This is a genomic window from Amycolatopsis nalaikhensis, assembly GCF_030264295.1.
GTDB lineage: Bacteria > Actinomycetota > Actinomycetes > Mycobacteriales > Pseudonocardiaceae > Amycolatopsis > Amycolatopsis nalaikhensis.
Genome location: NZ_CP127173.1, coordinates 886,319 through 910,019, shown reverse-complemented (window position 1 = coordinate 910,019; position 23,701 = coordinate 886,319). Strand labels below are relative to the sequence as shown.

Genomic DNA, 23,701 nt, shown 5'->3' with positions numbered 1-23,701 from the left:
CCGTGGCAGTGCCGTTCCCAGTCGTCGACCGACCCGACGCCCCTACCGTTCTGGTCGCTTCCCTTGACGTGACCGACGAGCGGGTGCAACGCACGGTCGCCGAGCAACTGTGCATCGACTGGCAACGCGAGCCCTGGCCTGCGGACGTGGTGTCGCTGAACTGCTTTCTGAGTACCGACGGCGCGAACGTGCTGGCATATATCCAGTGCACGTCCGAGCGCCCCTCTGCCGACCTGCCCGGCTTGCGGACCCTGGGCGCGGAGCCGATCGCCTACCGGGTGTATCGCAGCCTGACTACGCCGGAGGAGACCCGCGTGCCGGGTTGCCTTGTGACCGCGTTGTTCACAGTGGACGGTCCGGAGCGGCAGCGCCGGTTCGTCGACTCGCTGATCGCCGCGCTGCCCGAGGACGATGGCCATCCGGGGGCGATCTCCGCGCACTTCCATCTCAGCCTCGACGGCGGCTGGATGCTCAACTACACCGAGTGGACTTCCCAGGAGGCGCACGGTGAAGCTGCGGCGAGTGGCGCGCACGACGACCTGCACGACCTTTTCGCCAACACTCCTGGAGTACAGCCGCTCGGCGGCAAGCGCTACCACCTCCACCGCAGCCTCACCGCACCTGTGGGTTAGCCGATCCCATGGTCTTCAGCGCGTCGGCTCGGGTGATCGGCGTTCGTCGCGCTGGGACGGCAGGATGCACGCCAGCGAGGCGACGACCACCATCAGTGCCGCGATCACCACGAACGCGCGGCTGTAGGCGGTGGCAAGCGCCTCTGGGGTGGCGGTGTGGCTGCTGGTGACGGTGACCAGGATGGCCAGGCCGAGCGCGCCGCCGACCTGCTTGGTGGTGTTCATCAGACCGGACGCGGCACCGGCGTCCGAGGTGTGGACACCGGAGGTGACGGTGGTGGTGATCGGTGTGTTGAGCAGACCGCCGCCGATGGAGAACACGATTGCCGGCCCCAGGATCCCGGACAGGTACCCGCTGTCCGGCGTCAGCTGGCTCTGCCAGACGAACCCGGCGGCGGTGAGCAGGGCGCCGATCGCGATCAGGGTCCGGCTGTCGACGCGCCGCATCAGCCATGGGGTGACGCGAGCGGCGATCACGATGGTGACCACGGTGTGCGGGAGGAACCCGAGACCGGTCTGCAGTGGGCTGTAGTGCAGGACGTTCTGCATGGACAGGGTTAGAAAGAACCACATCGGGTTGAGACAGGCCCCGGCCAGCAGCATCACCACGTTGCCAAGGCTGATCGCCCGCGCCCGGAACAGGCGCAGCGGAATGACCGGGACCGGGGCGAAGCGCGCCTCGACCACGACGAACCCCGTCAGGGCCACGACCCCGGCCAGCATGCTCACGACCGTCACCGGGGCGCCCCAACCCTCGGCGTGGGACTGTGCGATGCCGTAGGTCAGCGCGGTCAGGCCCAGCGTGGCCAGGATCGCACCGGCCACGTCGAGCCGTGGTCGCGCCGTCGGACGGTCGTGCCCGGTGATGTAACGCAGCGCCAGCACGATGGCTACCGCACCGATCGGGACGTTGATCAGCAGGATCGACCGCCAGGACAGGTACTCGGTGAGCACGCCACCGAGGAGGTTGCCTGCCGTGCCGCCCGCGACCCCTACCGCGGTCCACATCGCCAGCGCGCGGGTGCGCCGGGTGCCTTCGGGAAAGGTGCTGGTGAGGACGGTCAGCGTGGCCGGGGCGAGGATGGCCGCGCCCAGACCCTGGACCGCGCGGGCGGCAATGAGTAACCCGGCCGTGTCGGCCAGGCCACCTGCCAGGCTCGCGCCGGAGAACAGCGCGAGCCCAGTGAGGAAGACCCGTCGGCGGCCGTAGAGATCGGCCAGGCGCCCACCGAGCAGGAGCAGCCCGGCGAACGTCAGCGCGTAGGCGTTGACCACCCATTGCTGACTCGTCTCGTCGAAACCGAGCGACCGCTGGATGGACGGCAGGGCGACGTTCACCACGGAGATGTCGAGCACGACCATGAACTGCGCCACGCAGGCCAGCGCCAGAACCACCTGCGGCCCGTGCCGTCCGGCCGTCCGTAACGTCGGATCGACGGCTTGGGCGTCGCGATACCCCACAGCACCTCCAGACTCGATGTGTCTGCACCTGCGCTTAATGATACCGTTGTATCATATACGCTTGTATCACGATAGCGGCGAACGAGAGGGAGGGCGCCTGGTGCCGAGGACTGTCGATCACGCGGAACGTCGCGCCCACATCGCCGAGGCTCTGGTTCGGGTCGCCGCCCGGGAGGGGTTGCACGCGGTCACGATGCGCGCGGTGGCCGCCGAATCGGGGGTGTCGCTGCGGCTGGTCCAGTACTACTTCGAAACCAAGGAACAGCTGCTGCTGGGCGCGCTGCGACACCTGGAGCAGCAGAGTCGTCAGCGGTGGGCAGCGCGCTTGGCTGAGCTACCGAGCCCGGTGCCGCCGCGGGCCTTCGTCGAGGCATTCCTGGCCGAAGCACTGCCCACCGACGAGCAGAGCCGGACCTTCCATCTGGTCGGCACCTCGTACGCAGTACTGGCGATGACTGACCCCAGTCTGATGGCGGAGCCCTTTATCGCCAACGTGGATGATCTTCAACAGCAACTCGCCGACGCACTGCGGCAAGCGCAGGCCGACGGGCAGGTGGCCGCAGGCGTGGACGTCTCGGTGGAGGCGGCACGTCTGGTGACACTCAGCCATGGCCTGGGCAACAGTGTCCTTATAGGACAATATGATGTGGACGGTGCGATGACAGTGCTCCGCTACCACCTGGACACCCTGTTCCGGCGCTGAAGCGCTGACAGCGACGACGACAGTGCGGTCGTTCCGCCACGGAACACGCGTGAGCGGCGGCCCGTGACGGCCGCCGCTCACGCGAGGTGCATGTTGTCAGTGGTTGGCGGCGAGCTCGCCGGTGAGCCTGCCGTGCATGGTGGCGCTGTGTTCGTTGAGGCCGACGATCTCGACACTCTTGCCGCGTGCCTCGTACTTGGTGGTGATCGCATCGAGTGCGGCGACGGTGGAGGCGTCCCAGATGTGGGCGTCGGTCAGGTCGATGACGACCTTGTCCGGATCGCCGGTGTAGTTGAACTGGTAGACCAGATCATTGCTGGAAGCGAAGAACAGCTCGCCGGTGACGGCGTAGACGACCTGGGTTCCGTCAGGGTCGACCGCGGCGGTGACGTTGACCAGATGCGCGACCCGGCGGGCGAAGATGATCAGGCCGGTGATCGTGCCGACGATCACGCCGATGGCCAGGTTGTCGCTGGCCACCACGACGGCCACGGTGATGACCATGACGGTGATCTCGCCGGTCGGCATCCGCTTGAGCGTGGCGGGCGCGATGCTGTGCCAGTCGAAGGTGCCGAACGCGACCAGCACCATGACCGCCACCAGCGCGGCCATCGGGATGTCGGAGACCAGCGGCCCGAAGGCGATGCACAGCACCATCAGGAACACCCCGGCCAGGAACGTCGACAGTCGTGTCCGGGCGCCGGCGGTCTTGACGTTGATCATGGTCTGGCCGATCATCGCGCAGCCGCCCATGCCGCCGAATAAGCCGGTGACGATGTTGGCGATGCCCTGGCCGATGGACTCGCGGGTCTTGTTGGAGTGGGTGTCGGTGATGTCGTCGACCAGCTTCGCGGTCATCAGCGACTCCATCAACCCGACCAGGGCGAACGCGAGCGCGTAGGGCGCGAGCAGGGTGAGGGTGTCGAGGGTGAACGGCACCTGCGGCAGGCCGGGCACCGGCAATGAGGTGGGCAGGGCGCCCTTGTCGCCGACGGTGGGCACGGCGATCCCGGCGGCGATGGTCAGTGCGGTGAGCGCCACGATCGACACCAACGGCGCCGGGATCGCCTTGGTCAGCCGGGGGAACACCAGCATGAGCACCAGGCCGCCGGCGAACAGCGGGTAGACCGGCCACGGCACGTCGATCAGTTCGGGGACCTGCGCCATGAAGATCAGGATGGCCAGTGCGTTGACGAACCCGACCATCACGCTGCGTGGCACGAACCGCATCAGCCGGGCGATCCCGAGCGCGCCGAGCACGATCTGGAACAGCCCGCCCAGGATCACCGCCGCGATCAGGTAGCTCAGCCCGTGCTCCCGGGCCAGCGGGGCGACCACGAGCGCGATCGCGCCGGTGGCCGCCGAGATCATCGCTGGCCGGCCTCCGACGATCGAGATCACCACGGCCATGGTGAACGAGGCGAACAGCCCGATGCTGGGGTCCACCCCGGCGATGATCGAGAACGAGATCGCCTCTGGGATCAGCGCCAGTGCGACCACCAGGCCGGCCAGGATCTCCGTGCGGGCCACCTTCGGTGACAGCCACGACGGCCTGGTCCACCGCGCACGGGGCAACGACAACGACGAGGATGAGGGCACGCGACAACCTGACGTGTTCGGCGCCGAGCTGTTCCCGGCGCAGGGCGGGCCACGGCACGCCGACAAGCAAACAGCCTGCTGCCTGTCGATGCCGTGACGAGGACTGAGGGGTACCAGGAGCGGCACTGCCCCTGGGTGGCGGCGTATTCGAGTGCCGCCTCGAACGGCGCTCGCTACTTGGCCTGGGCGGGCCGCGAGCTACCGCAACTCGACTCTTACGTTAGGGCAGAGTTGTTCGGCGTGTGTCACCGCTACCGTGAAGTGAGGTCGAGATCACGATCATGGACCGGTCGCGGGTGCGGCCGAGCGGTTTAGGGAGACTGCGGCAGGGCCGAGCCGGTCTGCCGTCGATGGGTGATGAGCTGGGTGTGCAGTAGCGCGGCGAACTCCTCGGCGACCCGCAGCTTGGCCCGCAGTTCCTCGCATGCTTGTTCGGCCGTGGCGCTGTACTGCTTCAGCCGTGCGGCCGGGTCGTCCAGCGGTGCGTCGTCCGGCAGCGGGTCGAGGATGGCCAGCAGTTCACGCATCTCGTCCAATTGGAACCCGAGCGGTTTCATGCGCTTGATCAGCAGCAGCCGCTCAACATCGGGTTCGATGTAGAGGCGGAACCCGCCTTGGCTGCGTGCGCTGGGCACGACTAGGCCGACTTCTTCGTAGTAGCGGATGGTGCGCAGCGACAGCCCGGTGCGCTCGGCCACCTCACCGATCTGCATCTGCTCGCCCACGCCGCGCCCCTTTCGTCGATGACACCCCACCGTACTGATGCGGTCCGCTGGTCCAGGTGTCGAGGCCTGTGGCTAGGTGGTGTCCCGAGACACTCCCACCTCGGCGTCCTGCTGAGCTTCGCCGCGGTGGCCTGCGTCGTCCTCGGTGTCCGCGCCGATCCGCCGGGCGAGTACGACTGCCAGCAGGATCGCCGATACCGCGCCGGCCACCAGGAAGCCGGTGGTGGTCGAGGTCGCCTCGATCAGGGGGCCGAACAGCAGCGGTGAAAGGAATTGGCCGGCGAAGATCGCGGTGCCCGACAGCGAGGCGGCGCGGCTGCGGTAGTCGGCGCCGGCCGCCTGGTCGACCAAGACGGTCGCTACCGGGAACAGGATCCCGTTGCCGATGCCGAACAGTGCGGGCGCCAGCAGCAGGACGACCGGCTGGGTGACGGTGGCGTAGATCAGGAACCCGGCCAGCGCGGTGGTCAGGGCGGTACGCAGCAGCGCCGCGTAGCTCAGCCGCGCCCGCAGCCGGCCGTAGACCAGGCCGACCAGGCTGGTGGTGATCGCCGCGCCCACCACCGCGTAGAGCGACACCAGCACCGGCGCCCGGATCCCGATCTGCGCCAGCCGCTGCGGCAAGAAGATGGCCAGCACGTACATCTGCACCGCGATCACGATCCACAAGCCGTACCAGCCCAGCAGCGCCGGCCGTCGGCGCAACATCCCGATCATCCCGGCCGCCTGGGCATCCCGTGGCCGCTCGGTCGTGTCCGGCAGCGACCACACCGCCAGCAGCGCGAGCGGAAGGCCGATCAGGTAGACCGCGAATGTGGCGTGCCAGGTCAGCCCGCCGAGCACTCCGCCCAGCAAGGGCCAGACCAGGCCGCCCACGCTGGTCGCCGTCGAGCGCCAGCCCATCACCCGGTCGCGCTCCGCTCCACGGTAGAAGGCGAGCATGGCGACGGTGGTGCCCGTGAACACCGCCGCCGCACCGACCCCGAACACCAGCCGGCTGACAATCAGCGTCGGGTAGGAAGTGACAACTAATACTGCAACGACACTTCGTGATGGCCGCGTCGTCGGTAGTGGCTGGCACGCGCCCGGGCTTGGCTGGCTCGTCGCCATCGTGACCAGTGCATCGCATGCTGGCTTGTGCGGCGGATCGGTGCGGTGACGCGGTTGAGCAGTCTGCGAATTTCGTTGGAGGTGAGCGGTATCAGGCCGGGTGTGGATCCCCTTTTTTCGCGGCGTCTCGAGTGAGGACGAGAAACGCCGCTGCCGCCATGGAGAGAGTGATATGCCGATACCATGCTTCGTATCGGCGGACCTGGTAGTGGTCGAGTCCTGTTTCGTTTTTCGCGGTTTGGAAACTTTCTTCGATTGCCCAGCGGCTTCCGGCGACGCGCACCAGTTCGCGGATGTCGGTGCCGGCGGGGCCGAAGCAAATGTAATAGGCGATATCGGTGGGATCGCTGACAGAGCGGCGGGCCAGCAGCCAGTGGCCGACTTCTTGTCGGCGTAGAGGCCGGATGTCGACCACCGCCCAATCGTAGATCCGTTGCCCGTGCGCTCCATCGCCGCAGGACAGACGTTGCCAGGCGGCCGGTTCGACCTCCGCGATGACGGCGCGGGCGCGTCGTTGCCGCAGATCCATGGAAATCACCATTTGGGACTTGGGTACGGCGAGTACATGTGCGATATCGTGTTCTTCCAGCCAGAGCCGCAGCCGCCCGACCTGCCCGTAGGCTTCATCAGCGGTGAACCACGCAAACGGGATTCTCGCGGCGAGCGCGCGTTCCACCATCAGTTGTGCCAACTCGGGCTTGGTCGCGAATCCGACGTCGTCGGGAATGCCGGCCGCAGCGCACCGGCCCCGATCCGCGATCCACTCTTTCGGCAGGTACAACTCGCGATCGATCAAAGCTCGTCCCCGATCCGAGGCGTACGCCAAGAACACGCCGATCTGCGAATTCTCGACTCGCCCGGCCGTGCCCGAATACTGGCGCGCCACGCCGGCGGATTTCGTGCCCTTCTTCACGAATCCGGTCTCATCGGCGATCAACACGCCGCGTTCGGCGTCCCCGAGCACGTCGACCACCGCATCACGCACGTCATCACGCATGCCCTCGGCGTCCCAGGCGTAGAAGTTCAGCAGCCGCTGCATGCCCTGCGGACCCGCCTCGCCCGCCATCTCGGCCAGGGTCCAGCCGTTCTTGCGCTCGGCTTCCGCCAGCAGGCCCCGCAGGTAGGACACCATTTGCCGCCGGGGCTCCACCCGGGAAAACCGCGTCGCGAACCGCCCCGCGAACGCAGCGAAACGCGCCGACCAGTCCGTCACCATCTCCAGCACACAAGATCAACTACACGACCAACGAACCAGAGCCTAACCGACACGCGGATCAATCCATCACGAAGTGTCGTTGCAGTACTAACCCGGCACCACCGCCGAGCGCGTAGACGACTAACCCACCGATCATCGGGCGCCGGATACCCCACCGGTCGATGGCCCGTCCGAACACCGGGCTCGACACAGCGATGGCCAACCCGTGCGCGGTCAGGATGAACCCGGCCAGGGTGCCGCTTACCCCTAAATCTCCGCGGATGAGTTCGAGCACCGGCACGATCACTGCGCCACCCATCACCCCCAGCGTCGACGCGGCCAACAGGACCAGCAGCACGGCCCGGCTGCCCGTGTGCCCCCGCGCGTTCAACTGCATCTCCACCCCCATCTACGAAGTGCCACTCAGTGGCAGAGTAGTTCCAGTGGCACTAGCTGTCGAGGGGCAATGGCTGCGCAGGGGCGCTAGACTGGATGGATGACGACGTCGACGCCGGCCGAGCGCACCCTGCCGCTGCGGGAGCGCAAGAAGCTGCGCACACGCAGGGCATTGGCCGACACCGCCCTGCGACTGTTCCTCGAACGAGGCTTTCAGGAGACGACCCTCGACCAGCTGGTCGACGCCGTGGAGGTCTCCAAGCGCACCTTCTTCCGCATGTACGAGTCCAAAGAGGATGTCGCCATGGCCGCCGAGCTGGAGCTGTGGGACGCCTACGTCGCCGAGGTCGCAGGCCGCGAACTCCACGGCCCGGTACTCGACTTCCTGCGCGAAACCCTTGTAGCGGCGATCAGAGGCCTCGGCGACGACTGGGACCGGCGATTCCTCGCGACCCGCGGTCTCATAGCCCGCACCCCGGCGTTGTGGGACCGCAGCCTGCTGCGATCGATCACCGTCCAGACCAGGCTGGTCAACGAGCTGGAAACCAAACTCGGGCTCGACAGCCGTGACGACGTGCGACTGCGTCTGCTGGGCGAGCTGTCCCTGGCCGCCTGGCGCTGCGCCGCCAAGAACTGGGTCTCCGGCCGCGGCTACGACGGACCACAAGGCCCTCGCGAGAAGCTCGGACACTGGAAAGGCCCTGGCGGAAGCACTGAGCTGATCCGCCGTGTCGAAGACGCCTTCCACGCCATCCCCGACAGTCTCACCCTCACCGCACCCTGAACGCTCAGCCTGTACGCGGTGATCAACCGCGCGACGCTCGACCGGTCTGGTTGCGTTCAGTCGCTCGGCGTGACTGCCCTTGCGCCTGCGCCTTGCGTGCTGTCTGGTGGGCGGTGAGTCCGCTCAGGGAAGGGGTTCGGGTACGGACGGTCAGGCGGCATCGCGGTTCACGAGTCGTCCGGCGCCGGAGCCCAGACTCTGTGACCACGGGCGGCCGACAGGTCGCGGATGTTGCTCGCGTCGGCCACTGCGTTACGAAGCCGGGTGATCTCCTCATGCTGAGCGGCTAGCCGCGAGAGGGCTTGAGTGCGCAACGCCGTGAGGTCGGCGTTGTCCTGTTCCTTGGTCGCCAATCGTTCCTTGAGCTGGCGGACTTGTTCCTTCAACCGGTCGATCTGGGCGTCTCGCGGATCGGTGATGACACCGGCGTCGCGGAGTTGGGCGCGGCGGCGCTCGAACTCCTCTTTCAGGTGGAGATAGGTGGTGTAGAGCGCGGCGCGGGTGACTCCGCTGGTGTTCGCGAGGGTTTTGACGTCGCATTTGCCGCCGGGTGGGATCTCTCCGCGTAGCAGCCGGTCGATCGCGGCGCGGATCGTCGCTTCTTTCTGCGCGCGGGTGTGGTCGTTGAGTCGCCCCAAGGTCAGTTCGCCTCCTCGTCGGCGTCCGCCGGAGTGCTCGCGGCGTCGATGTCCGCGAGGACTTTCTGCGCGCGGTCTCGTTGCGCTTCCAGCCGAGCGCGCTCGGTCTTCTGGGAGCGACCGAGGTTGCCGAGGAATACCGTTGAGCTCTGGACTGCCTGTTCCCACACGGGCCGGTGGCAGGGGTGGTGCGTGGCTTGCGGGCATCGGGCCGAGTCACACATGCCGATCAGCGGCCGGTCCGCGGTCGGGGTGCCGGCCAGCCGCAGGCACAGCGCTTTGCCGGGGTCGGTGAACCAGCAGTAGTTCGCCACGCCTAGGTGCAGGGTCTTGGCGCGCTTGGCCAGCATTCGGCGGAGTTCCTGGTCGTTGAGGATGATCTTCGGTGCCGCGCGTTGCTCGTCGGTGAGTTTGCCGTCGACGGCGTCGAAGAACTCGATCAGATCATCGGCGTGCGGTCCCGAGGGCCGGACACCACGCTGGTAGTTGTCGATCTCGTCGAGAATCAGCCCGAGGTTGCGTTTCTGTTCCTCGGCACCAACCTCGGCGAGGAACTTTGCCTGGGCACCGCCGGGCCGCCCGGCGTAGCCCTCAGTGGTGACCACACTGATGTGCTTCAACGCCACCTTCGCCGCCAGCAGCCCACCCGGCCGATACGCGAGCTCGATCGCGAGGGTGCGGCGCAGCATCCGCAACTCCACCGGCGCCTCGGGGATCGGGGCGAGCCCGAGGCGCTGCCCCGACGGGCCGTTCACCCATTTCCGGAACGTCCCGTAGGTGTTCTTGAACACCGTCCGGCCGAACAGCAACGTGCCAGGCTCGGCGTCGGCGCCCAGCAGCTGCTCGGCAAGCGCGACAGCACGATGAACCTCCCCGACGACCACCCACTCGTCGGCCTCGCCGCCGTGACCACGGTGCTTGATCACCTTCCCGGCCAGCCGGTAGCGGACCCGGCCAGGAGCCTTGCGCTCGGGCGGGAGCCGGCATCCCAATGCGAGCTCGAACAGTTCGCTGGAACGCATGCCCGTCGCGGCGGCGACCACCAGCAGGCAGGCCGTGCGCACGACGTCGGGCAGGACGCGGGCGTGGCGCTCGGACAACGGCAGCGTCCAGGGCACCTCAGCTTCGCCGTCGGCTCTCGCGACGAGCGCGGCGTTCCGGCCGATAGGTTCGTCGATCCCCACCTGGGCCACGGCCCGCTCCAGCGCGGGCCGCAGGACCGCCAGCCACTCGCTGCGGAAGGTGCTGAACCCGGCCTCGGCCGCGACATCGCGCAACGAGATGCTCCACAGCGGGTCGGACTCGTCGACGGCGTACCTCGTGATCGGCTCGATGCGCGACGGAACACGGTTGAACGGCCTGCCCTCGGCCACACGCCGGTTGATGGCGTGCAGCAGCACGCCCCATCCCGGACTGCGTGGCTCGGGCAGTCGGTTGACCCGTTCGCGCTCCGCCTTGACGCGGCGCGTCAGCGACACCACGTGTAAGCCGAGCGTGTCGACGACGTAGAGCGCCGCGGCCAGAATCGGTTGGAGAACCTCGGTCGGCACCGGGGGCGTGCTGTTCTCGGTCGGTGTCTTCAGGCCAGCGACGGCAACAGCCGCCCGGCCACCGAACGGCCGGAAACCGGCTGCGTAGCGGTCGGTGGTGAACAGGTCGCGATACTGGGCGAGACCGGCCACGACCTGGGCCGCGCCGTTGACCGCTCCGCGTTTCTCAATGATCGCGCCGTCCTTGTCATGGCCAGTGCGGCGGTAGGCGATGTAGGAGTCGCAGAGGTGATCGTCGACCCGCGCGAGCTCCGTGACGCCGTCGTCGGTGAGCCAGTTCAGCCACCGGATCAGCTCGTAGTGCTTGTTCACGCAGGCCGCGACCGTGCGGGCGACACGGAAAGCGCTCGGCAGGTTCCGCACCACCTCGTGAGTGGGAACCATCAGCGCGACCAGGTACTCCTTGGCGACGACCCTCCACAGCGGATTGCGGATCGCGGCGAGGTTCCAGCGCTTGTGCGAGCGTGCCATGTAGGCGGCCAGGTCGGTGACCGGGTTGAAGTCCCAGACATCCTGGTCGAAGTTCGGTCCTGCCGCGCCGGGGGCGACGGTGATGCCGATCTCGCGACACAGATCCATGCCCGCGAACGGGGACCTGCTGATGATCTGGTTGGCGGCGGTGACGGGTGAGGTCATGATGTGGTGCGTTCCTCCGGGAGCAGGGGTAGTTCAGCGTCGATGTCCGCGACGTCGCGGGCCGCCCGGACAAGCAACGCCGGGTCACGGTCGCGGAAGGCGGCGAGGATGGCGTCGATGCGCTGGGCGTAGGGGCCGAAGAGCACCATGAACTGCGCGGAGGGCAGTTGCTGCCACTGGCGGGCGAAGAACGCCTGCATGCGCAACAGGTTCACCGCATGCCGGGGCGTGAAGATCGCCAGCGGGCAGAGCAGACATACCCACGGCCGGGCCGGGCACGGTTTGCCAACCGGACCGTGCAGGCCGGACAACTGGTCGGCGCACGCCGCGACAAACACGTCCCGGTTCGCGGTGTTGACCAGCTCGGTGACCGTCGTGTCGTGCAGCCCCATCGCACGGATCGTGTCCGGGAACCGCTCGACGAGTTCCACGGTGGACTCGGTGCTCAGCACGATCGGCGGCTGAGCCTTGCGCAGCAGGTCCGCCTGGCTGTTCTCGATGATCGTCTCGACCGCGTCGCGCTGCGCCGGGGTGGTCGCGGTGAGGTAGTTGTCGCCCTCGACCGCCGGCGTGTGGTTGGGGTCCACGGTGGAACGGGTGCTGCCGAACCAGGACTTGCGGTCCCGCAGCGAGGTGAAGGTCGCGCGGATACGGCGCCGGTCGATCCGCAGCGGGCTGCCGTCGTCCGCAGCCAGCGCGAGACCGGCCTCGGTCACCGCCGGATGGCCGCGTTCCGCCCACTCCGTGACCTGCCCGGACGTGAATGGCACGGTGGCGACGTCGTCGTAGCGGCCCGGAACGTATCGGGTCCACAGCTTCGCCCGTGTCTCCGGCGGGGCCAGGTTCCGGGTGGGCGCCGAGTGCTCCAGCCACTGCTCCACCAGCCGCACGGACCGACGGTTGAGGGTCACGCTCTCGGTGGTGGTGCGGCCCTTGAGGTAGCCCAGCAGGATCGTGGCATCACCGGCCCAGTCCAGGTCCTCGACGCCGAGAGCTTCGATGCCGTCCGGGACGACCCCGATGTAGGTGCCCAGCAGCAGCCGATACGCCAACGCGACGTTGGTGTCGACGAACAACGCTGTGCACGCCCTGGGCAGCAACTCGATACACGCCTTGCCCGCCGCGGAGCCGTGTTCCCGGTCGAACGCGGTCCACGTCACCGGTCCGTGCTGGCCGAGCAGCCAGCACAGGTTGTCGAACGACCAGCCGTGCTCACGCGGATCACGGCCACGCTCGGCCGCCGCCAGTGCCGCGTGGTGCTCGGCGAACGTGGCGCGGATGATCGCGCGGCACACCTGCTGCAACCGCTGCCACTCGCCTTCGGTGTAGGGCACCGAAGGGCGCTTGTCCCGACGGCGCTGCGGGTTGAAGTGGCGCCCGCCGACCAGGGCACGCACGTCCGGCCTCAGCACGAACGTTTCTCGGTCCAGCGCAGCCACCATGCGACGGGTCTTGTACTCGCGGGCGTTGCCGGCGCTCATCCAGTACTCGGCCAGCCTCGCCCGAGACAGGTCGGCCGCCCCGCCGGTGTGGCCGCGTTCGGCCAACTCGGCCACGAACCGGCGGATCGCGGTGACGTACTGCTGGAAGGTCTTCAGCTCGTCGATCGGTCCGTGAGGATGGACCAGGTTGCACAGACCGATCAGCATCTCGCGGGCTAGCTGCGGATTGCAGGTCTTCCCGATGTACACCGTCGCGGTGGTGCGCCGTGCGGTGGACACGAACTCGATGCCCAAGGGCTCGTCGATCAGTTCTGCGGGCATCAGATGGCTTCCTCGAACTCATCGGAGAACTCGTCGTCGGCCTCGCGTTCGGCTGCGGCGATGTCCGCGAGCCCGTGCGTCTGGCCGGCTCGCTCGTAGGCGTTGCGGTAGATCCGGGTCATGTCGAGTCGACGCAGATACGCTTCCGTGGTCAGCACCGAGGAGTGACCGAGCAAGTCCCGCAACACCATCAACGGGTCCGCTTTGGACAGATACAACGCCAGCGCGGCGTCGGCGTCGGTGTCCTTGACCAGCTTGGCGGCCTGGGCGTAGTAGCCCTCGACCAGCATCTCCAGCGTCCGGATCGCGAACGTGTGACGCAGCCGGTGCGGGTTGACGTTGGGAAACCGGGGGTCGAACCGGTCCCGGATGCGGTCGGAGGCCCGCTCGAACACTGTCGCCCACGCGGTGAACGGGCCACCGTCGCCGCGCACCGCGACCAGCATCGATCCGCCGTTCGGCGCGACCAGGCGCAGGCGTTCGGTTGGGCGCAGCGCCACCCACCGCACCCGCTTGCCGTTCACCCGGCCGCCGGTCGGGTCGACCTCGGTGACCAGCAACGGCTCACCGGCCTTCGCCGGTGGCCGCCACGGCGAACCCTCGACCGCGAGCGGGCGAGTCAGGTCGAGATAGTGGTGCACCTCGACCAGCGCCTGGTAGGTGATCCAGGTCGTGCGGTACTTGCGGCCCTTGGTCACCCCGGCCGGTACCCGGAACGGGATCGGCAAGGCTGACGGTTTCGGTGGCAGCGCGGGGATCTCTGGCACCAGCAGGTAGGTGAACTCCTGGCGGCGCAACCCCGTCGCCAGGCCCAGGCGGCCGATCGCCGCGTTACGTGCGAGCTCCCGGCCGCGATAGCCGGTGTCCTCCGCACCGTCTGGCGTCAACCCCGCTAGTGCCTTGAGGAACAGCGCCTCGAAGTCCCGCTCCAGGTACTTGATCGTCACGTGTGCTTTGGGGCGGCGACGGACCGCCAGGTTGATCTGGCGGTCCCGGACCTGATCGCCGTAGAGGGTCCTGGCCTGCGCGTAGGTGAACGGCTCAGCCTGGGCGTGCCCTTGGGCGACCGCCCACCGGTAGAACGAGGACAGGACACTGACGTGCCGATCCCAGGTCGTCACCTCGAACCGGGCCTCAATCGGGCCGCACGCCCGGTGCACCGCGTAGGCGCTCAACGCGTCCTTGAGCGGGCGCCGCTCGTCGAACAGAGTCACGCCGAAGTCGACGATGAACTCCATCCACGACCGCAGGACCCGCGCGTACGACTCCCACGAGGACGGCGCCGAGCAACCGCTCGACGGCAACTCACGCAGCCACCGGTTCACCACCGTCGCCGGCCGCAGGCCGGACACATCCTCAAACGCCAGATCATCGTCGACGAGGACCGGCATGCCGTCCGGGATGAACGGACGCCGCTGGACATCCCACGACTCCCACCCACCGGACGAGAAAAAGATCAACTCCACGGCTCGTACATACATTCGAGACAGGCGGGAGTGCAACACAGTTGTAGCTGGTCACCGTCGGCGCGACGTCCTATCGAGACACGACTTCAAAGCGGAGAGAAGACAGTGGCGGCAGCAACTTTTTGGCCACACCACGCCGAGTTCGCGGTACAGGTAGTCGATGCAGTCCTGCCTGCTCCATCCCCACTCGTGGATCGGGTAGGTGGGAATGCGTTGGCCGCCCATGGAGTACGCCGAGTCGCGTGTGATTCTGGTGTACTCGTTGACGTTGAACCCGATCGCGTGGATGTACTGTTGGTCGCCGAATTCCTTGGCACGCCAGGCATCCTGGGGCCAGCCCTTGGCTTTTTGGCTGCATTTCCGGACGCCACCGAGCTGGGGCATCGTTCCGGTTGCCCGGTTTTCGTGGGAGAGCTTGTAGGCGCCCTCCAGGTGCAGCCGGTACGGTTGGCGCGTGTCCTGCAGGACCGCGACACCGTCCTTTTTGGTCGGTCCCTTGCGGGCTACCTCGACCAGGCGCACGTTGTGCTTGCGGAGCAACGGGAGGATGTGCCGCTCGACGAGCTTGCCTGTGGTGCTCCATTCGTCTCCGGTCTGTGCGATGACGACGACCAGGTTGGAGTAGTCGGGTGCGATTGTGTCGGGCCGGGCGTTGGGGTCGGTGAGCATCCGGTAGATCCCGGCGACCGTTATGTAAACAGTCAAGCTGTCGCAGAAGGAACGGTGTCGCAGGGCGGCGGCGCCTCGGTGGAACCTACCTCGGGATTCTCCAAGGGCGGGCCTGGTGTGAATGGCGATTTTCCAGCCGGCCCCTGGTGATCGCTGCGGAGTCGGGAGCTCTGTTCGTCGGACTGATGCCAGTGGCCGAGCGTCGTCGCCGGCGCCGAAGTCCTCGCGTCAGCGCCTCTTCTCTTGGTGGTGGCGATGGTCGGTCAGACCGGCTCGGCCGATCAGAGCGGCAGCGACGAGCAGTGCAGCCCCTGCGGCGTAGACGGCGGTGATCCCTGCCGCATCAGCCAGCCACCCACCCAGCCCGAGGGAGGCCAGGCGGCCGAGTTGCCAGATCAGATCGAAGGCGGCGAAGACCCGGCCGCGTGCGGCGGGTGGGGTTTCGGCCTGCAGCAGCGAGTTGAAGGTGACTGCGCCGGCAGAGGTGCCCCCGCCGTAGCCGGCCAGGCTGCCCAACGCCACCACCGGGACGCGGACACTCGCAAGGACGGCATCTACGGCGGCGCGCAACAGATAGGGTCCGAAAATGAACGCGGGTTTGCGAGGATCGGTGATCAGCCGGGTCAGCAGTAACGGGCCTGCTGCGGCGCCCACGCCGATGCAGGCCAGCGCGATTCCGTATCCGGCGGGGCCCCTGCCCAGGCGCTCGCGGATCAACACAACCAGCAGGGCACTGGTCGCTCCGGCCGACAACGCCGCCAGGGCCTGACCAGCGGCCAAGGCTCGCAGCACCCGGTGCCCGGCCAGCACCCTGATGCCGTCTCGGGCCTGATGCCACCAGGCGGCACGGGCCGCATCGGCTGCCGGGCGCAGCAGGTGCAGGCGGGACAGCAGCAGCGCCGAGACGGCGAAGCTCGCTGCGTTCACCCAGAACGCCAGGCCATAGCCGACGGTCGCGACCACGGCACCCGCAGCCGGGGCGAGCACGATCTGGGAGAGCACCGCGGCGGTCCAGATCCCCGAGTTCCCGGCGATCAACTCCTCCTCGTTCACCAGCGCGGGCAGCGCGGCACTGGCGGCCGGATTGAACAACGCCGACGCTGCGGACATGGCGAACGCCACCGCGTAGATGCCCGGCACCGAGCCGGCGACCAGCGGTAGCCCCGCAGCCACCAGCACGCGCGCCAAGTCGGCAACCACCATGACCCGCACCGGCGAGAACCAGTCGACTGCCACCCCAGCGAACGGTGCCAGCAGCAGCACCGGGACGATCTCCGCGACGATCACCCCGGCCACACCGAGCCCGGAGCCGGTGCGGTCCCACACCAGCAGGCCCAACGCCACGGTGGCGAACGCGTCACCCCAGGCAGAAGCGGTGCGCGCCGCCCACAACCGGCGGTAACCAGGATGGGAGAACACCTGGCGCAGCCCGGTGCCCGCACGTCCTGGCTGGCCGCGGCTCAGCGGACTTTCTCCATGGTGTGCCCGCAGCAACAGGTGGGGTTGCGGTCGCGACCGTGGCCTGGGACGGCGCCCTTGGTGACGGTCATCTCACATCCGCGCTCCGGGTCCGGGCGCCGGTACACCTCGCACTCGACTATTGCCATGACCTGCGCCTCCCTTCGGTTTCCGGTCCTACACTGGAGACGCTAAAACCTTCACCCCAGGTGAAGGTCAAGGCGAGCGGCCGGGACGCGAAGGAGGCAGACGATGGCCCAGGCGATGACCGTCGGGCGGGCCGCCCAGGCGGCCGGGCTCACCCGTAAGGCCGTGCGCTTGTATGAGGAGCGCGGCCTGCTGCCGCCCGCCCAGCGCACTGCGGCCGGGTACCGCCTTTACAACCAGGACGACGTCGACACCCTCACCTTCATCCGCCGCGCCCGCGCCCTGGACCTCCCCCTGGACGACATCGGCACCATCCTCACCCTCCGCCGCGCCGGTCCCACCCCGTGCGGAGCCGTACGGGATCTACTCGACGCCCGGATCGCGGAGATCGACAACACCATTACCGAATTGCTGGCGCTGCGTGCGAGCCTCACCGCCAGTCGGGACACCGCCGTGGCAGCCGATACCGAGTCGGAACCGAACAGATCGATCTGCCCGATCATCGAACGGTGAAGTAGCCGCTCAAGGACCCTCATGTCTCACTGAACTCTTGATGGCCGCGTTGCGAACTGGCGGTAGCCGAGCCTTTGCGGAATGGCCACTCGTTGCGGCAAATGTCCAGTCAGACTGGGCCGACCGATCATCGGACGGCTGAGCGGCGTTCGATAAAAGACTGTGTTGTGCCAGACGCCGCCCCGCTGGGCGATGCGTTCGCGGATGCCGACGGTTCAGCAACCGGCGGCGTGGTGCGGGGCGATGCTTGCGCGATTCTCCGTGAAGATGGAGGCATGCAGAGTCCGCAGCCCTGCGTCGTCGACTGTGGTGGTTTGCTTCTACAGCAAGGCTTTGCCGCCTGCCGGACTCCCATGGGGACAATCCGGCCGCCTCGGGCTCGCATCGTAGAGGCCCGCGTGCCAGTTGGATCCCGGCAGGCAGGTCACCTGCTGCCGGGTCCTCCTACCTGGTCCGCATTTTCTTCGGGCTGTGGCCTGGGTGCGCAGCAGTCGTCGGCGGTGTCGGTGGTGGTGTGGCGGCGTTCGCGGCGGGTGAGGGTGGCGATCGCGGTGACGAGGATGAGGCCGAGTGCGGTGATGGCGATCGCAAGTTGGTGTCCGGTGATCCAGGCTGACACGGTGCCGACGACGCCGGTGAGTGCGCCGATGCCGGGGTGCCCGCCGAGTAGTTGTGGCAGCCAGTAAAGGAGTAGGTAGCCGCCGGAAAGGGCAAGCACGGCGCCGGTGATGCGGTTCATGTGGGGCAGCAGCCGTCGGAGGAACCGGTTGATCAGGCCGCTGGCGAATGCGGCGAATAGCGCGAGGGACAGCAGCAGGGTGGCGGAGCCGGCGGCGTAGGCGGCGAATACGACCAGGACGCCGGAGATGTTGGTGCTGGCCAGGGCTTGGGTGACGACCGCGAGCAGCACCGCGAGCGTGCAGGAGGCGGAGGCCAGTGCGTACCCGGCGCCGAAGGCCACCATGCCTCTGGGCCCCTGCCGCGGGGTGCCGGAACGGCGGGTGGGTAGCCGCAGCGGCAGGTGTCCGCCGGCGACCATGGCCAGGCCGCCCACGGCCAGGATCGCGCCGAGCGCGGCGGCCAGCCACGGGATGACACCGGTCAGGGAACGCAAGCCGAGGGCGAGTAGTAGTCCGATGGCGGTGAAGGTGCCGGCGAACCCGGCGGTCAGCGCGAGCCCGGCGCGCAGGCCACCGGCCAGCCGGGACAAAGCGCCGGGCCGCGCGTCCGCCTGGCCGTCGCCGGTGTCGACGGCGTAGGCGAGGAAGGCGGGCAGTACGGCGAAGCCGCAGGGGTTGACCGGGGCGAGCATCCCGGCGCCGAAGGCGAGCGCCAACAGCGGGCCGATCACGCGCTCACCTTGGCCAGTTCGGCACGGATCTGATCGGCGGTGGGCTCGACAGCGCGGAACACCGGTTTGCCGGAGGCGTCCAGCACGACGGCGGTGGACAGCTGAGTGACCTGGTAGGCGCTGATCAGGGTGGCGTTGCTGTCGCTGGCGTAGGCAAGGCTGGTGGCCTGGTTGGCGGTGAGGAAGTCTGTGATGTCCTGCTCGGTTTCGCCGGGGCCGATGTCGACGGCGACGAAGTTCGCCTTCGTGCCGACCGCCTGCTGGACCTGGGCGAGGGTGTGGGTGGCCGGACCGCAACCGCCGCACCCGACGGAGAAGAAGAACAGCACGCTGGGCCGCGAGCCGGGCACCGCGACCTGCACGCCCTGCAGGGTTCGGGCGGTGAACGCTCCCGCAGCGGCAGTGGTCCCGGCCTTTGCGCTGCCGTCGGCAGCGGGTGGGGACGCGGTCTGCTTGCTCGACGGGGAAAACGCCGAATACAGCACGACGGAGATCCCGACGACGGCGATAACGGTCAGCGCGATCGTGACGAGTCGTCGACGAGAGCGCGGCGCGGCAGGTCCGGTCGGGGCGGGTGCGTCAGGCATGGGTCAGGACTCCTGGTTGGGGTGGGAGGACTCGTGTGGCCGATCGGGCTGGTCGCGGGCGGGTGGCACGGGCGGGCAGCACGAGTTGTCTCGGGTGGCGCCGTGTCGGGTGACGCGCCGGCGCGCGAACCGCGTCACCGCGGCGAGGACCACCACGACGGCGGTGCCGATGACCCAGGGGTTGCCCAGTACCGAGCCCACCGCGCCAAGGGCTCCGGCGGCGATCAGCACCGGCAGGCCGCAACACACGATGGGGACCAGGAGGAAACCGGCGGCGGCGAGCGCGGTGCGCTTGCTCTCGGAGCCGGGGTTGGTCGACATGGAGGCGGTCTCCTCGGCTGGTCAGGCGTTCGGGGCGGTGATGCGCATGCACGCGGCGAGGGCGGCGGCGTTGTCCGCGGCCAGCGAGCGCGCCAGCAGCACCAGTTCCGCGACGCGGGGGTCGGTGACCCGGTAGTAGGCGAAGCGGCCTTGGCGGCGCAGCTGCACGTAGCCGCAGTCGGACAGGCAGGCCAAGTGACTGGACACCCGGCCCTGGGACAGGCCGATGTGCGTGACGCATTCGCCCACGGCGTGTTCCTCGTGCAGCAGGAACTCCAGCAGCCGCAGCCGGGCGGGGTCGCCGAGGGCGCGGAAGAATTTCGCCATCATCTCCACCCCGTTCGGCTCGGTGGGCAGCAGCGTGCTGCTGCGTTCGGAAGCGTCGGCCACGGTCGCCGTCCTCACATCGAGTGTCTGTCGTATCCGGATGTACGAATCTTAGGTTAGCATCTATGCATCCGGGAAGACGAATATGTCAGTGGGAGGAGATCGCTGGTGCGGTACGACTTGGCGGTGATCGGTTCGGGTGGGGGTGCGTTCGCGGCGGCGATCGCGGCCCGCGGCAAGGGCAAGAGCGTGGTGATGATCGAGCGCGGCACCGTTGGCGGGACGTGCGTCAACGTCGGCTGTGTGCCGTCGAAGGCACTGCTGGCCGCGGCCGAGGCCCGCCATGTGGCGCTGGACCAGCACTTTCCGGGGATTTCCACCAGCGCGGGCCCGGTGGACGCCGCCGCGCTGATCGGTGGCAAGGACACGCTGGTGGCAGGGTTGCGGGCGGAGAAGTACGTCGACCTGGCCGCCGAGTACGGGTGGGAGATCCTGCCCGGCGAGGCCCGGTTCATCGAGGGACCGGCGCTGGAGGTGAACCTGCATGACGGCGGCCACGTCCGGGTCGAGGCCGAGCACTACCTGATCGCCACCGGCTCCACCCCGCGTACCGACGGCCTCGACGGAGCCGACCGGGTGGACTACCTGACCTCGACCACCGCGATGGAGCAGACCGAACTGCCCGAGTCGTTGGTCGTCGTCGGCGGCGGCTACGTCGGGCTGGAGCAGGCGCAACTGTTCGCCCACCTCGGCGTCCGAGTGAGCATCGTGGGCCGATTCGCCCCGCACACCGAACCGGAACTCGCCGGCCTGCTGGCCGGGGTGTTCGCTGACGACGGCATCGCCGTGATCGCCGAGCGCGCCACTGAGGTTGAGGCCGATGGTTCGGGCGTCGTCGTCACCGCCGGTGGGCAGCGGGTGACTGGGCAGCGGCTGCTGCTCGCGACTGGGCGGAACCCGGTCACCGCCGGGCTCAATCTCGACGCGGTGGGCGTGAAGACCGGGCATCGCGGGGAGGTGGTCGTCGACGAGTATCTGCGCACCGACAACCCGCGCGTCTGGGCGGCCGGGGACGTCACCGGGCACCCGCAGTACGTCTACGTCGCCGGGGCCCATGGCAGCGTCGTGGTCGACAACGCCTTCGGCGACGCCGGGCGCACCCTGGACTACCATCACCTGCCCGCGGTCACCTTCACCACGCCCAGTCTCGCCTCCGCCGGGCTGACCGACGTCCAAGCGGTGGAGCAGGGCTACGCCTGTAAGTGCCGGGTGCTGCCGCTGGAGTACGTGCCGCGGGCGCTGGTCAACCGCGACACCCGCGGCGCGATCAAGCTCGTCGCCGAACAAGGCTCCGGGCGGCTGCTCGGCGCGCACGTGCTCGCCGCGGGCGCCGGGGACGTCATCGCCACCGCTGTCTATGCGCTGGCAAACCAGATGACGGTGCACGAGATGGCCGACCTGTGGTGCCCCTATCTGACGATGGCGGAGGGCATCAAACTCGCCGCCCAAACCTTCACCCGCGACGTGTCCAAACTCTCCTGCTGCGCCTCCTGAAACCCTGCTCTCGGAAGGACAATCCCGATGACGAATGACCTGGACACCGTGGTGTCCACTATGGATAGTGTCTTCTCCCGCCAGGACAGCCCGGCCGGATGGCTATGGCAGCCGCTGTTGCGGCAACTGGCCCGCGGCGAACCCCTCACGATTGCCGACCTCGCGGCCGCCACCGGCCGCGCCGGTGACGAGGTTGCGCAGGCGGTGGGCCGACTGCGCGACACCGAATACGACGACGCCGGACGGATCGTCGGCTACGGCATCACGCTGCGCCCGACCCCGCACCGTTTCACCGTCGACGGCCACCAGCTCTACACCTGGTGTGCCCTGGACACCCTCATCTTCCCCGCCACCCTCGGCCAATCCGCCCAGGTTGAATCCCCCTGCCACAGCACCGGTGCCCCGATACGGCTCACCGTCGAGCCCGACCGAGTCAGGGATGTCGAGCCCCAGACCGCGATGGTCTCCATCGTCACGCCTGACGACTTGGTCTCCGTACGGGCTTCCTTCTGCAACCACGTGCACTTCTTCGCCGACGCCGACGCCGCGGCGCCCTGGCTCGCTGAGCACCCCGGCGGATCGGTCCTCCCAGTCGCCGACGCTTATCAACTCGGCCGGCAGCTGGACGCCGCTCAATCCGAGGAGCCCGAGCCCGGCGGGTGCTGCTGACGCCCACCTGCGCCGCCCGAACCGCCATCACCGAGAAGGGACAGCCACTGTGAGTACGGACTTCGATGTAATCGTGATCGGCGCCGGACCGGGCGGCGAGACCGCCGCCTCGCGCCTGCACGCGGGCGGACGGCGGGTCGCGTTGATCGAGCAGGAACTGATCGGCGGGGAGTGCGCCTACTGGGCGTGTATCCCGTCCAAAACCTTGCTGCGCCCACCCGAGGCCCGCGCCGAAGCCGCCCACGCGGCCGGCCTGTCCACTCCGGCGCAGAACTGGGCGGCACTGCGAGACTACCGCGACTACATGATCCGCCACCTCGACGACACAGAGCAGGTCACCGGATACGAGAAGCAGGGCGTCACGGTTATCAAGGCCACCGCAGCCCTGGTGGGCCGGGACCCGTGGCGGGTACGGGCCGGTGGCCGGGAACTCACCGCCGAGCACGTGGTGATCGCCACCGGCTCCGACGCGATCCACCCACCCATCGAGGGCCTGGACGAGGTCAGCGTATGGACCAACCGGGAAGCTACCACCCTGCGCGAGATCCCCGAGCGGATCGTGATGATCGGCGGCAGCGCCGTCGGGATCGAACTCGGCCAATTCCTCGCTCGCATGGGCGCTCGGGTCACCCTGATCCAGCGCGGCGACCGGCTGCTGGACCGGGAAGACCCCCGTGTCGGGGACATCGTCGCCACCCACCTGCGCGCCGACGGCATCGACGTCCGTCTCGGCCGGCAGGCCACCGCCGCGCGCCGCGACGGCGCCGATACGGTGATCGACCTCGACGACGGCACCACCGTGCGCACCGACGTCGTCGTGCTCGGCACCGGACGCCGCCCCCGCACCCACGGGCTCGGCCTGGAGACTGTCGGGGTCACACCGGACCCGCGCGGCGCGCTGGAGGTCGACGAGCACTGCCGCGTCACCGCCGGCCTCTGGGCGCTCGGCGACGTCACCGGGGTCGCGCTGTTCACCCACGTCGCCATGTACCAAGGACGGGTCGTGGCCGACAACATCCTCGGCACACCCCGCCAAACCACCTACAGCGGCATCCCCCGCGTCGTGTTCGCCCAACCCGAGATCGCCGCTGTCGGCCTGACCACCGACCAAGCCCGCCAGCGTGGCCTCGACATCGCCACCACCGAACTCGACCTCGCCGACTCGATCGCGCGACCCTGGACTTACGAAACCGACCCCGACGGCACCCTCGGTCTCATCGCCGACCGCACCCAGCGGACGCTCATCGGGGCCTGGGCCATCGCACCCCAAGCCGGGGAATGGATCCACACCGCCGCCCTCGCCATCCGCGCCCAGATCTCCATCGACACCCTGCTCGACGGCGTCGCCCAATTCCCGACCTACACCGAGGCGTACCTCGCCGCCCTCGAACAGCTCGCCATCTAGAAACCGCCCGGCCGCTCTCGGTGTCACAGCGTCGGTGGACGG

The 23,701-nt window shown here is 68.5% G+C and carries 24 protein-coding genes; 8 read left to right on the top strand and 16 right to left on the bottom strand.

Annotated features, from left to right (window positions below; genetic code table 11):
• Nucleotides 1-2 precede the first annotated feature (2 nt).
• Nucleotides 3-632 (top strand): antibiotic biosynthesis monooxygenase family protein, encoded by a 630-nt coding sequence (locus QP939_RS04470; RefSeq protein ID WP_285455261.1) that lies wholly within the window; start codon nucleotides 3-5, stop codon nucleotides 630-632.
• 15 nt (nucleotides 633-647) lie between these two features.
• Here QP939_RS04470 and QP939_RS04465 read toward each other — a convergent pair whose 3' ends face one another.
• The gene (locus QP939_RS04465) at nucleotides 648-2,093 is read right to left on the bottom strand and encodes an MFS transporter (RefSeq protein WP_352250333.1); all 1,446 of its coding nucleotides are present in this window, start codon (nucleotides 2,091-2,093) and stop codon (nucleotides 648-650) included.
• A 100-nt stretch (nucleotides 2,094-2,193) separates the two neighbouring features.
• Between QP939_RS04465 and QP939_RS04460 the strand changes: the two genes are divergently transcribed.
• Complete coding sequence (locus QP939_RS04460; protein WP_285455259.1) at nucleotides 2,194-2,796, top strand: TetR/AcrR family transcriptional regulator; 603 nt, start codon at nucleotides 2,194-2,196, stop codon at nucleotides 2,794-2,796.
• A 96-nt stretch (nucleotides 2,797-2,892) separates the two neighbouring features.
• On the opposite strand, the gene QP939_RS04455 is transcribed toward QP939_RS04460, so the two are convergent.
• A complete protein-coding gene (locus QP939_RS04455) occupies nucleotides 2,893-4,326 on the bottom strand; it encodes a SulP family inorganic anion transporter (protein WP_352250330.1) in 1,434 nt (477 codons plus the stop codon).
• Between QP939_RS04455 and QP939_RS04450 the strand changes: the two genes are divergently transcribed.
• Nucleotides 4,316-4,492, top strand: coding sequence for a hypothetical protein (locus QP939_RS04450; RefSeq protein ID WP_173138999.1), 177 nt, complete (start codon nucleotides 4,316-4,318; stop codon nucleotides 4,490-4,492). The two genes, QP939_RS04455 and QP939_RS04450, sit on opposite strands and share 11 nt — an antisense overlap.
• A gap of 214 nt (nucleotides 4,493-4,706) precedes the next feature.
• Here the strand turns inward: QP939_RS04450 and QP939_RS04445 are convergent, their stop codons facing one another.
• The 4 genes from QP939_RS04445 to QP939_RS04430 all read right to left on the bottom strand — a co-directional run bounded on the left by QP939_RS04445 (nucleotide 4,707) and on the right by QP939_RS04430 (nucleotide 7,783).
• Nucleotides 4,707-5,120 (bottom strand): MerR family transcriptional regulator, encoded by a 414-nt coding sequence (locus QP939_RS04445; RefSeq protein WP_434219630.1) that lies wholly within the window; start codon nucleotides 5,118-5,120, stop codon nucleotides 4,707-4,709.
• A gap of 72 nt (nucleotides 5,121-5,192) precedes the next feature.
• On the bottom strand, nucleotides 5,193-6,110 hold the full coding sequence (locus tag QP939_RS04440; RefSeq protein ID WP_285455257.1) for an MFS transporter: 918 nt from the start codon (nucleotides 6,108-6,110) through the stop codon (nucleotides 5,193-5,195).
• Between the two features lie 211 nt (nucleotides 6,111-6,321).
• A complete protein-coding gene (locus QP939_RS04435) occupies nucleotides 6,322-7,446 on the bottom strand; it encodes an IS701 family transposase (RefSeq protein ID WP_434219669.1) in 1,125 nt (374 codons plus the stop codon).
• A 58-nt stretch (nucleotides 7,447-7,504) separates the two neighbouring features.
• Complete coding sequence (locus tag QP939_RS04430) at nucleotides 7,505-7,783, bottom strand: MFS transporter (protein WP_285455255.1); 279 nt, start codon at nucleotides 7,781-7,783, stop codon at nucleotides 7,505-7,507.
• A 138-nt stretch (nucleotides 7,784-7,921) separates the two neighbouring features.
• On the opposite strand from QP939_RS04430, the gene QP939_RS04425 reads away from it, so the two are divergent.
• Entirely contained in the window at nucleotides 7,922-8,605 is a 684-nt protein-coding gene (locus QP939_RS04425; RefSeq protein ID WP_285455253.1) for a TetR family transcriptional regulator, read from the top strand.
• 167 nt (nucleotides 8,606-8,772) lie between these two features.
• Here the strand turns inward: QP939_RS04425 and QP939_RS04420 are convergent, their stop codons facing one another.
• The 6 genes from QP939_RS04420 to QP939_RS04395 all read right to left on the bottom strand — a co-directional run bounded on the left by QP939_RS04420 (nucleotide 8,773) and on the right by QP939_RS04395 (nucleotide 16,746).
• On the bottom strand, nucleotides 8,773-9,243 hold the full coding sequence (locus tag QP939_RS04420; RefSeq protein ID WP_285455251.1) for a hypothetical protein: 471 nt from the start codon (nucleotides 9,241-9,243) through the stop codon (nucleotides 8,773-8,775).
• A gap of 2 nt (nucleotides 9,244-9,245) precedes the next feature.
• A complete protein-coding gene (locus QP939_RS04415) occupies nucleotides 9,246-11,429 on the bottom strand; it encodes a site-specific integrase (protein ID WP_285455249.1) in 2,184 nt (727 codons plus the stop codon).
• A complete protein-coding gene (locus QP939_RS04410) occupies nucleotides 11,426-13,192 on the bottom strand; it encodes a hypothetical protein (protein ID WP_285455247.1) in 1,767 nt (588 codons plus the stop codon). The genes QP939_RS04415 and QP939_RS04410 overlap by 4 nt, the downstream gene beginning before the upstream one ends.
• On the bottom strand, nucleotides 13,192-14,697 hold the full coding sequence (locus QP939_RS04405) for a tyrosine-type recombinase/integrase (RefSeq protein ID WP_285455245.1): 1,506 nt from the start codon (nucleotides 14,695-14,697) through the stop codon (nucleotides 13,192-13,194). Before QP939_RS04405 ends, QP939_RS04410 begins: the two co-directional genes overlap by 1 nt.
• Nucleotides 14,698-14,709: 12 nt before the next feature.
• The gene (locus QP939_RS04400; RefSeq protein WP_285455243.1) at nucleotides 14,710-15,327 is read right to left on the bottom strand and encodes a hypothetical protein; all 618 of its coding nucleotides are present in this window, start codon (nucleotides 15,325-15,327) and stop codon (nucleotides 14,710-14,712) included.
• Between the two features lie 228 nt (nucleotides 15,328-15,555).
• Entirely contained in the window at nucleotides 15,556-16,746 is a 1,191-nt protein-coding gene (locus QP939_RS04395) for an MFS transporter (protein WP_014805440.1), read from the bottom strand.
• A gap of 291 nt (nucleotides 16,747-17,037) precedes the next feature.
• Here QP939_RS04395 and QP939_RS04390 point away from each other — a divergent pair, with 291 nt between their 5' ends.
• On the top strand, nucleotides 17,038-17,445 hold the full coding sequence (locus tag QP939_RS04390) for a heavy metal-responsive transcriptional regulator (RefSeq protein WP_014805442.1): 408 nt from the start codon (nucleotides 17,038-17,040) through the stop codon (nucleotides 17,443-17,445).
• A gap of 424 nt (nucleotides 17,446-17,869) precedes the next feature.
• Here QP939_RS04390 and QP939_RS04380 read toward each other — a convergent pair whose 3' ends face one another.
• From QP939_RS04380 to QP939_RS04365, 4 genes are read right to left on the bottom strand one after another with little or no spacing between them, the layout of a single operon-like run.
• Nucleotides 17,870-18,796 carry a cytochrome c biogenesis CcdA family protein gene (locus tag QP939_RS04380; protein WP_014805443.1) on the bottom strand — a complete coding sequence of 309 codons (927 nt, stop codon included), beginning with the start codon at nucleotides 18,794-18,796 and terminating at the stop codon, nucleotides 17,870-17,872.
• Nucleotides 18,793-19,383, bottom strand: coding sequence for a TlpA family protein disulfide reductase (locus QP939_RS04375; protein WP_014805444.1), 591 nt, complete (start codon nucleotides 19,381-19,383; stop codon nucleotides 18,793-18,795). Before QP939_RS04375 ends, QP939_RS04380 begins: the two co-directional genes overlap by 4 nt.
• Before the next feature lie 3 nt (nucleotides 19,384-19,386).
• A complete protein-coding gene (gene merT / locus QP939_RS04370) occupies nucleotides 19,387-19,704 on the bottom strand; it encodes a mercuric ion transporter MerT (RefSeq protein ID WP_014805445.1) in 318 nt (105 codons plus the stop codon).
• Nucleotides 19,705-19,725: 21 nt separating this feature from the next.
• A complete protein-coding gene (locus QP939_RS04365; RefSeq protein WP_014805446.1) occupies nucleotides 19,726-20,094 on the bottom strand; it encodes an ArsR/SmtB family transcription factor in 369 nt (122 codons plus the stop codon).
• Between the two features lie 105 nt (nucleotides 20,095-20,199).
• On the opposite strand from QP939_RS04365, the gene merA reads away from it, so the two are divergent.
• From merA to QP939_RS04350, 3 genes are read left to right on the top strand one after another with little or no spacing between them, the layout of a single operon-like run.
• The gene (merA, locus tag QP939_RS04360; RefSeq protein WP_014805447.1) at nucleotides 20,200-21,585 is read left to right on the top strand and encodes a mercury(II) reductase; all 1,386 of its coding nucleotides are present in this window, start codon (nucleotides 20,200-20,202) and stop codon (nucleotides 21,583-21,585) included.
• 27 nt (nucleotides 21,586-21,612) lie between these two features.
• Nucleotides 21,613-22,254: an organomercurial lyase MerB gene (merB, locus tag QP939_RS04355; RefSeq protein ID WP_014805448.1), complete on the top strand. Its 642-nt coding sequence runs from the start codon at nucleotides 21,613-21,615 to the stop codon at nucleotides 22,252-22,254.
• 49 nt (nucleotides 22,255-22,303) lie between these two features.
• A complete protein-coding gene (locus QP939_RS04350) occupies nucleotides 22,304-23,659 on the top strand; it encodes a dihydrolipoyl dehydrogenase family protein (protein WP_014805449.1) in 1,356 nt (451 codons plus the stop codon).
• The last annotated feature ends 42 nt before the right edge of the window (nucleotides 23,660-23,701 follow it).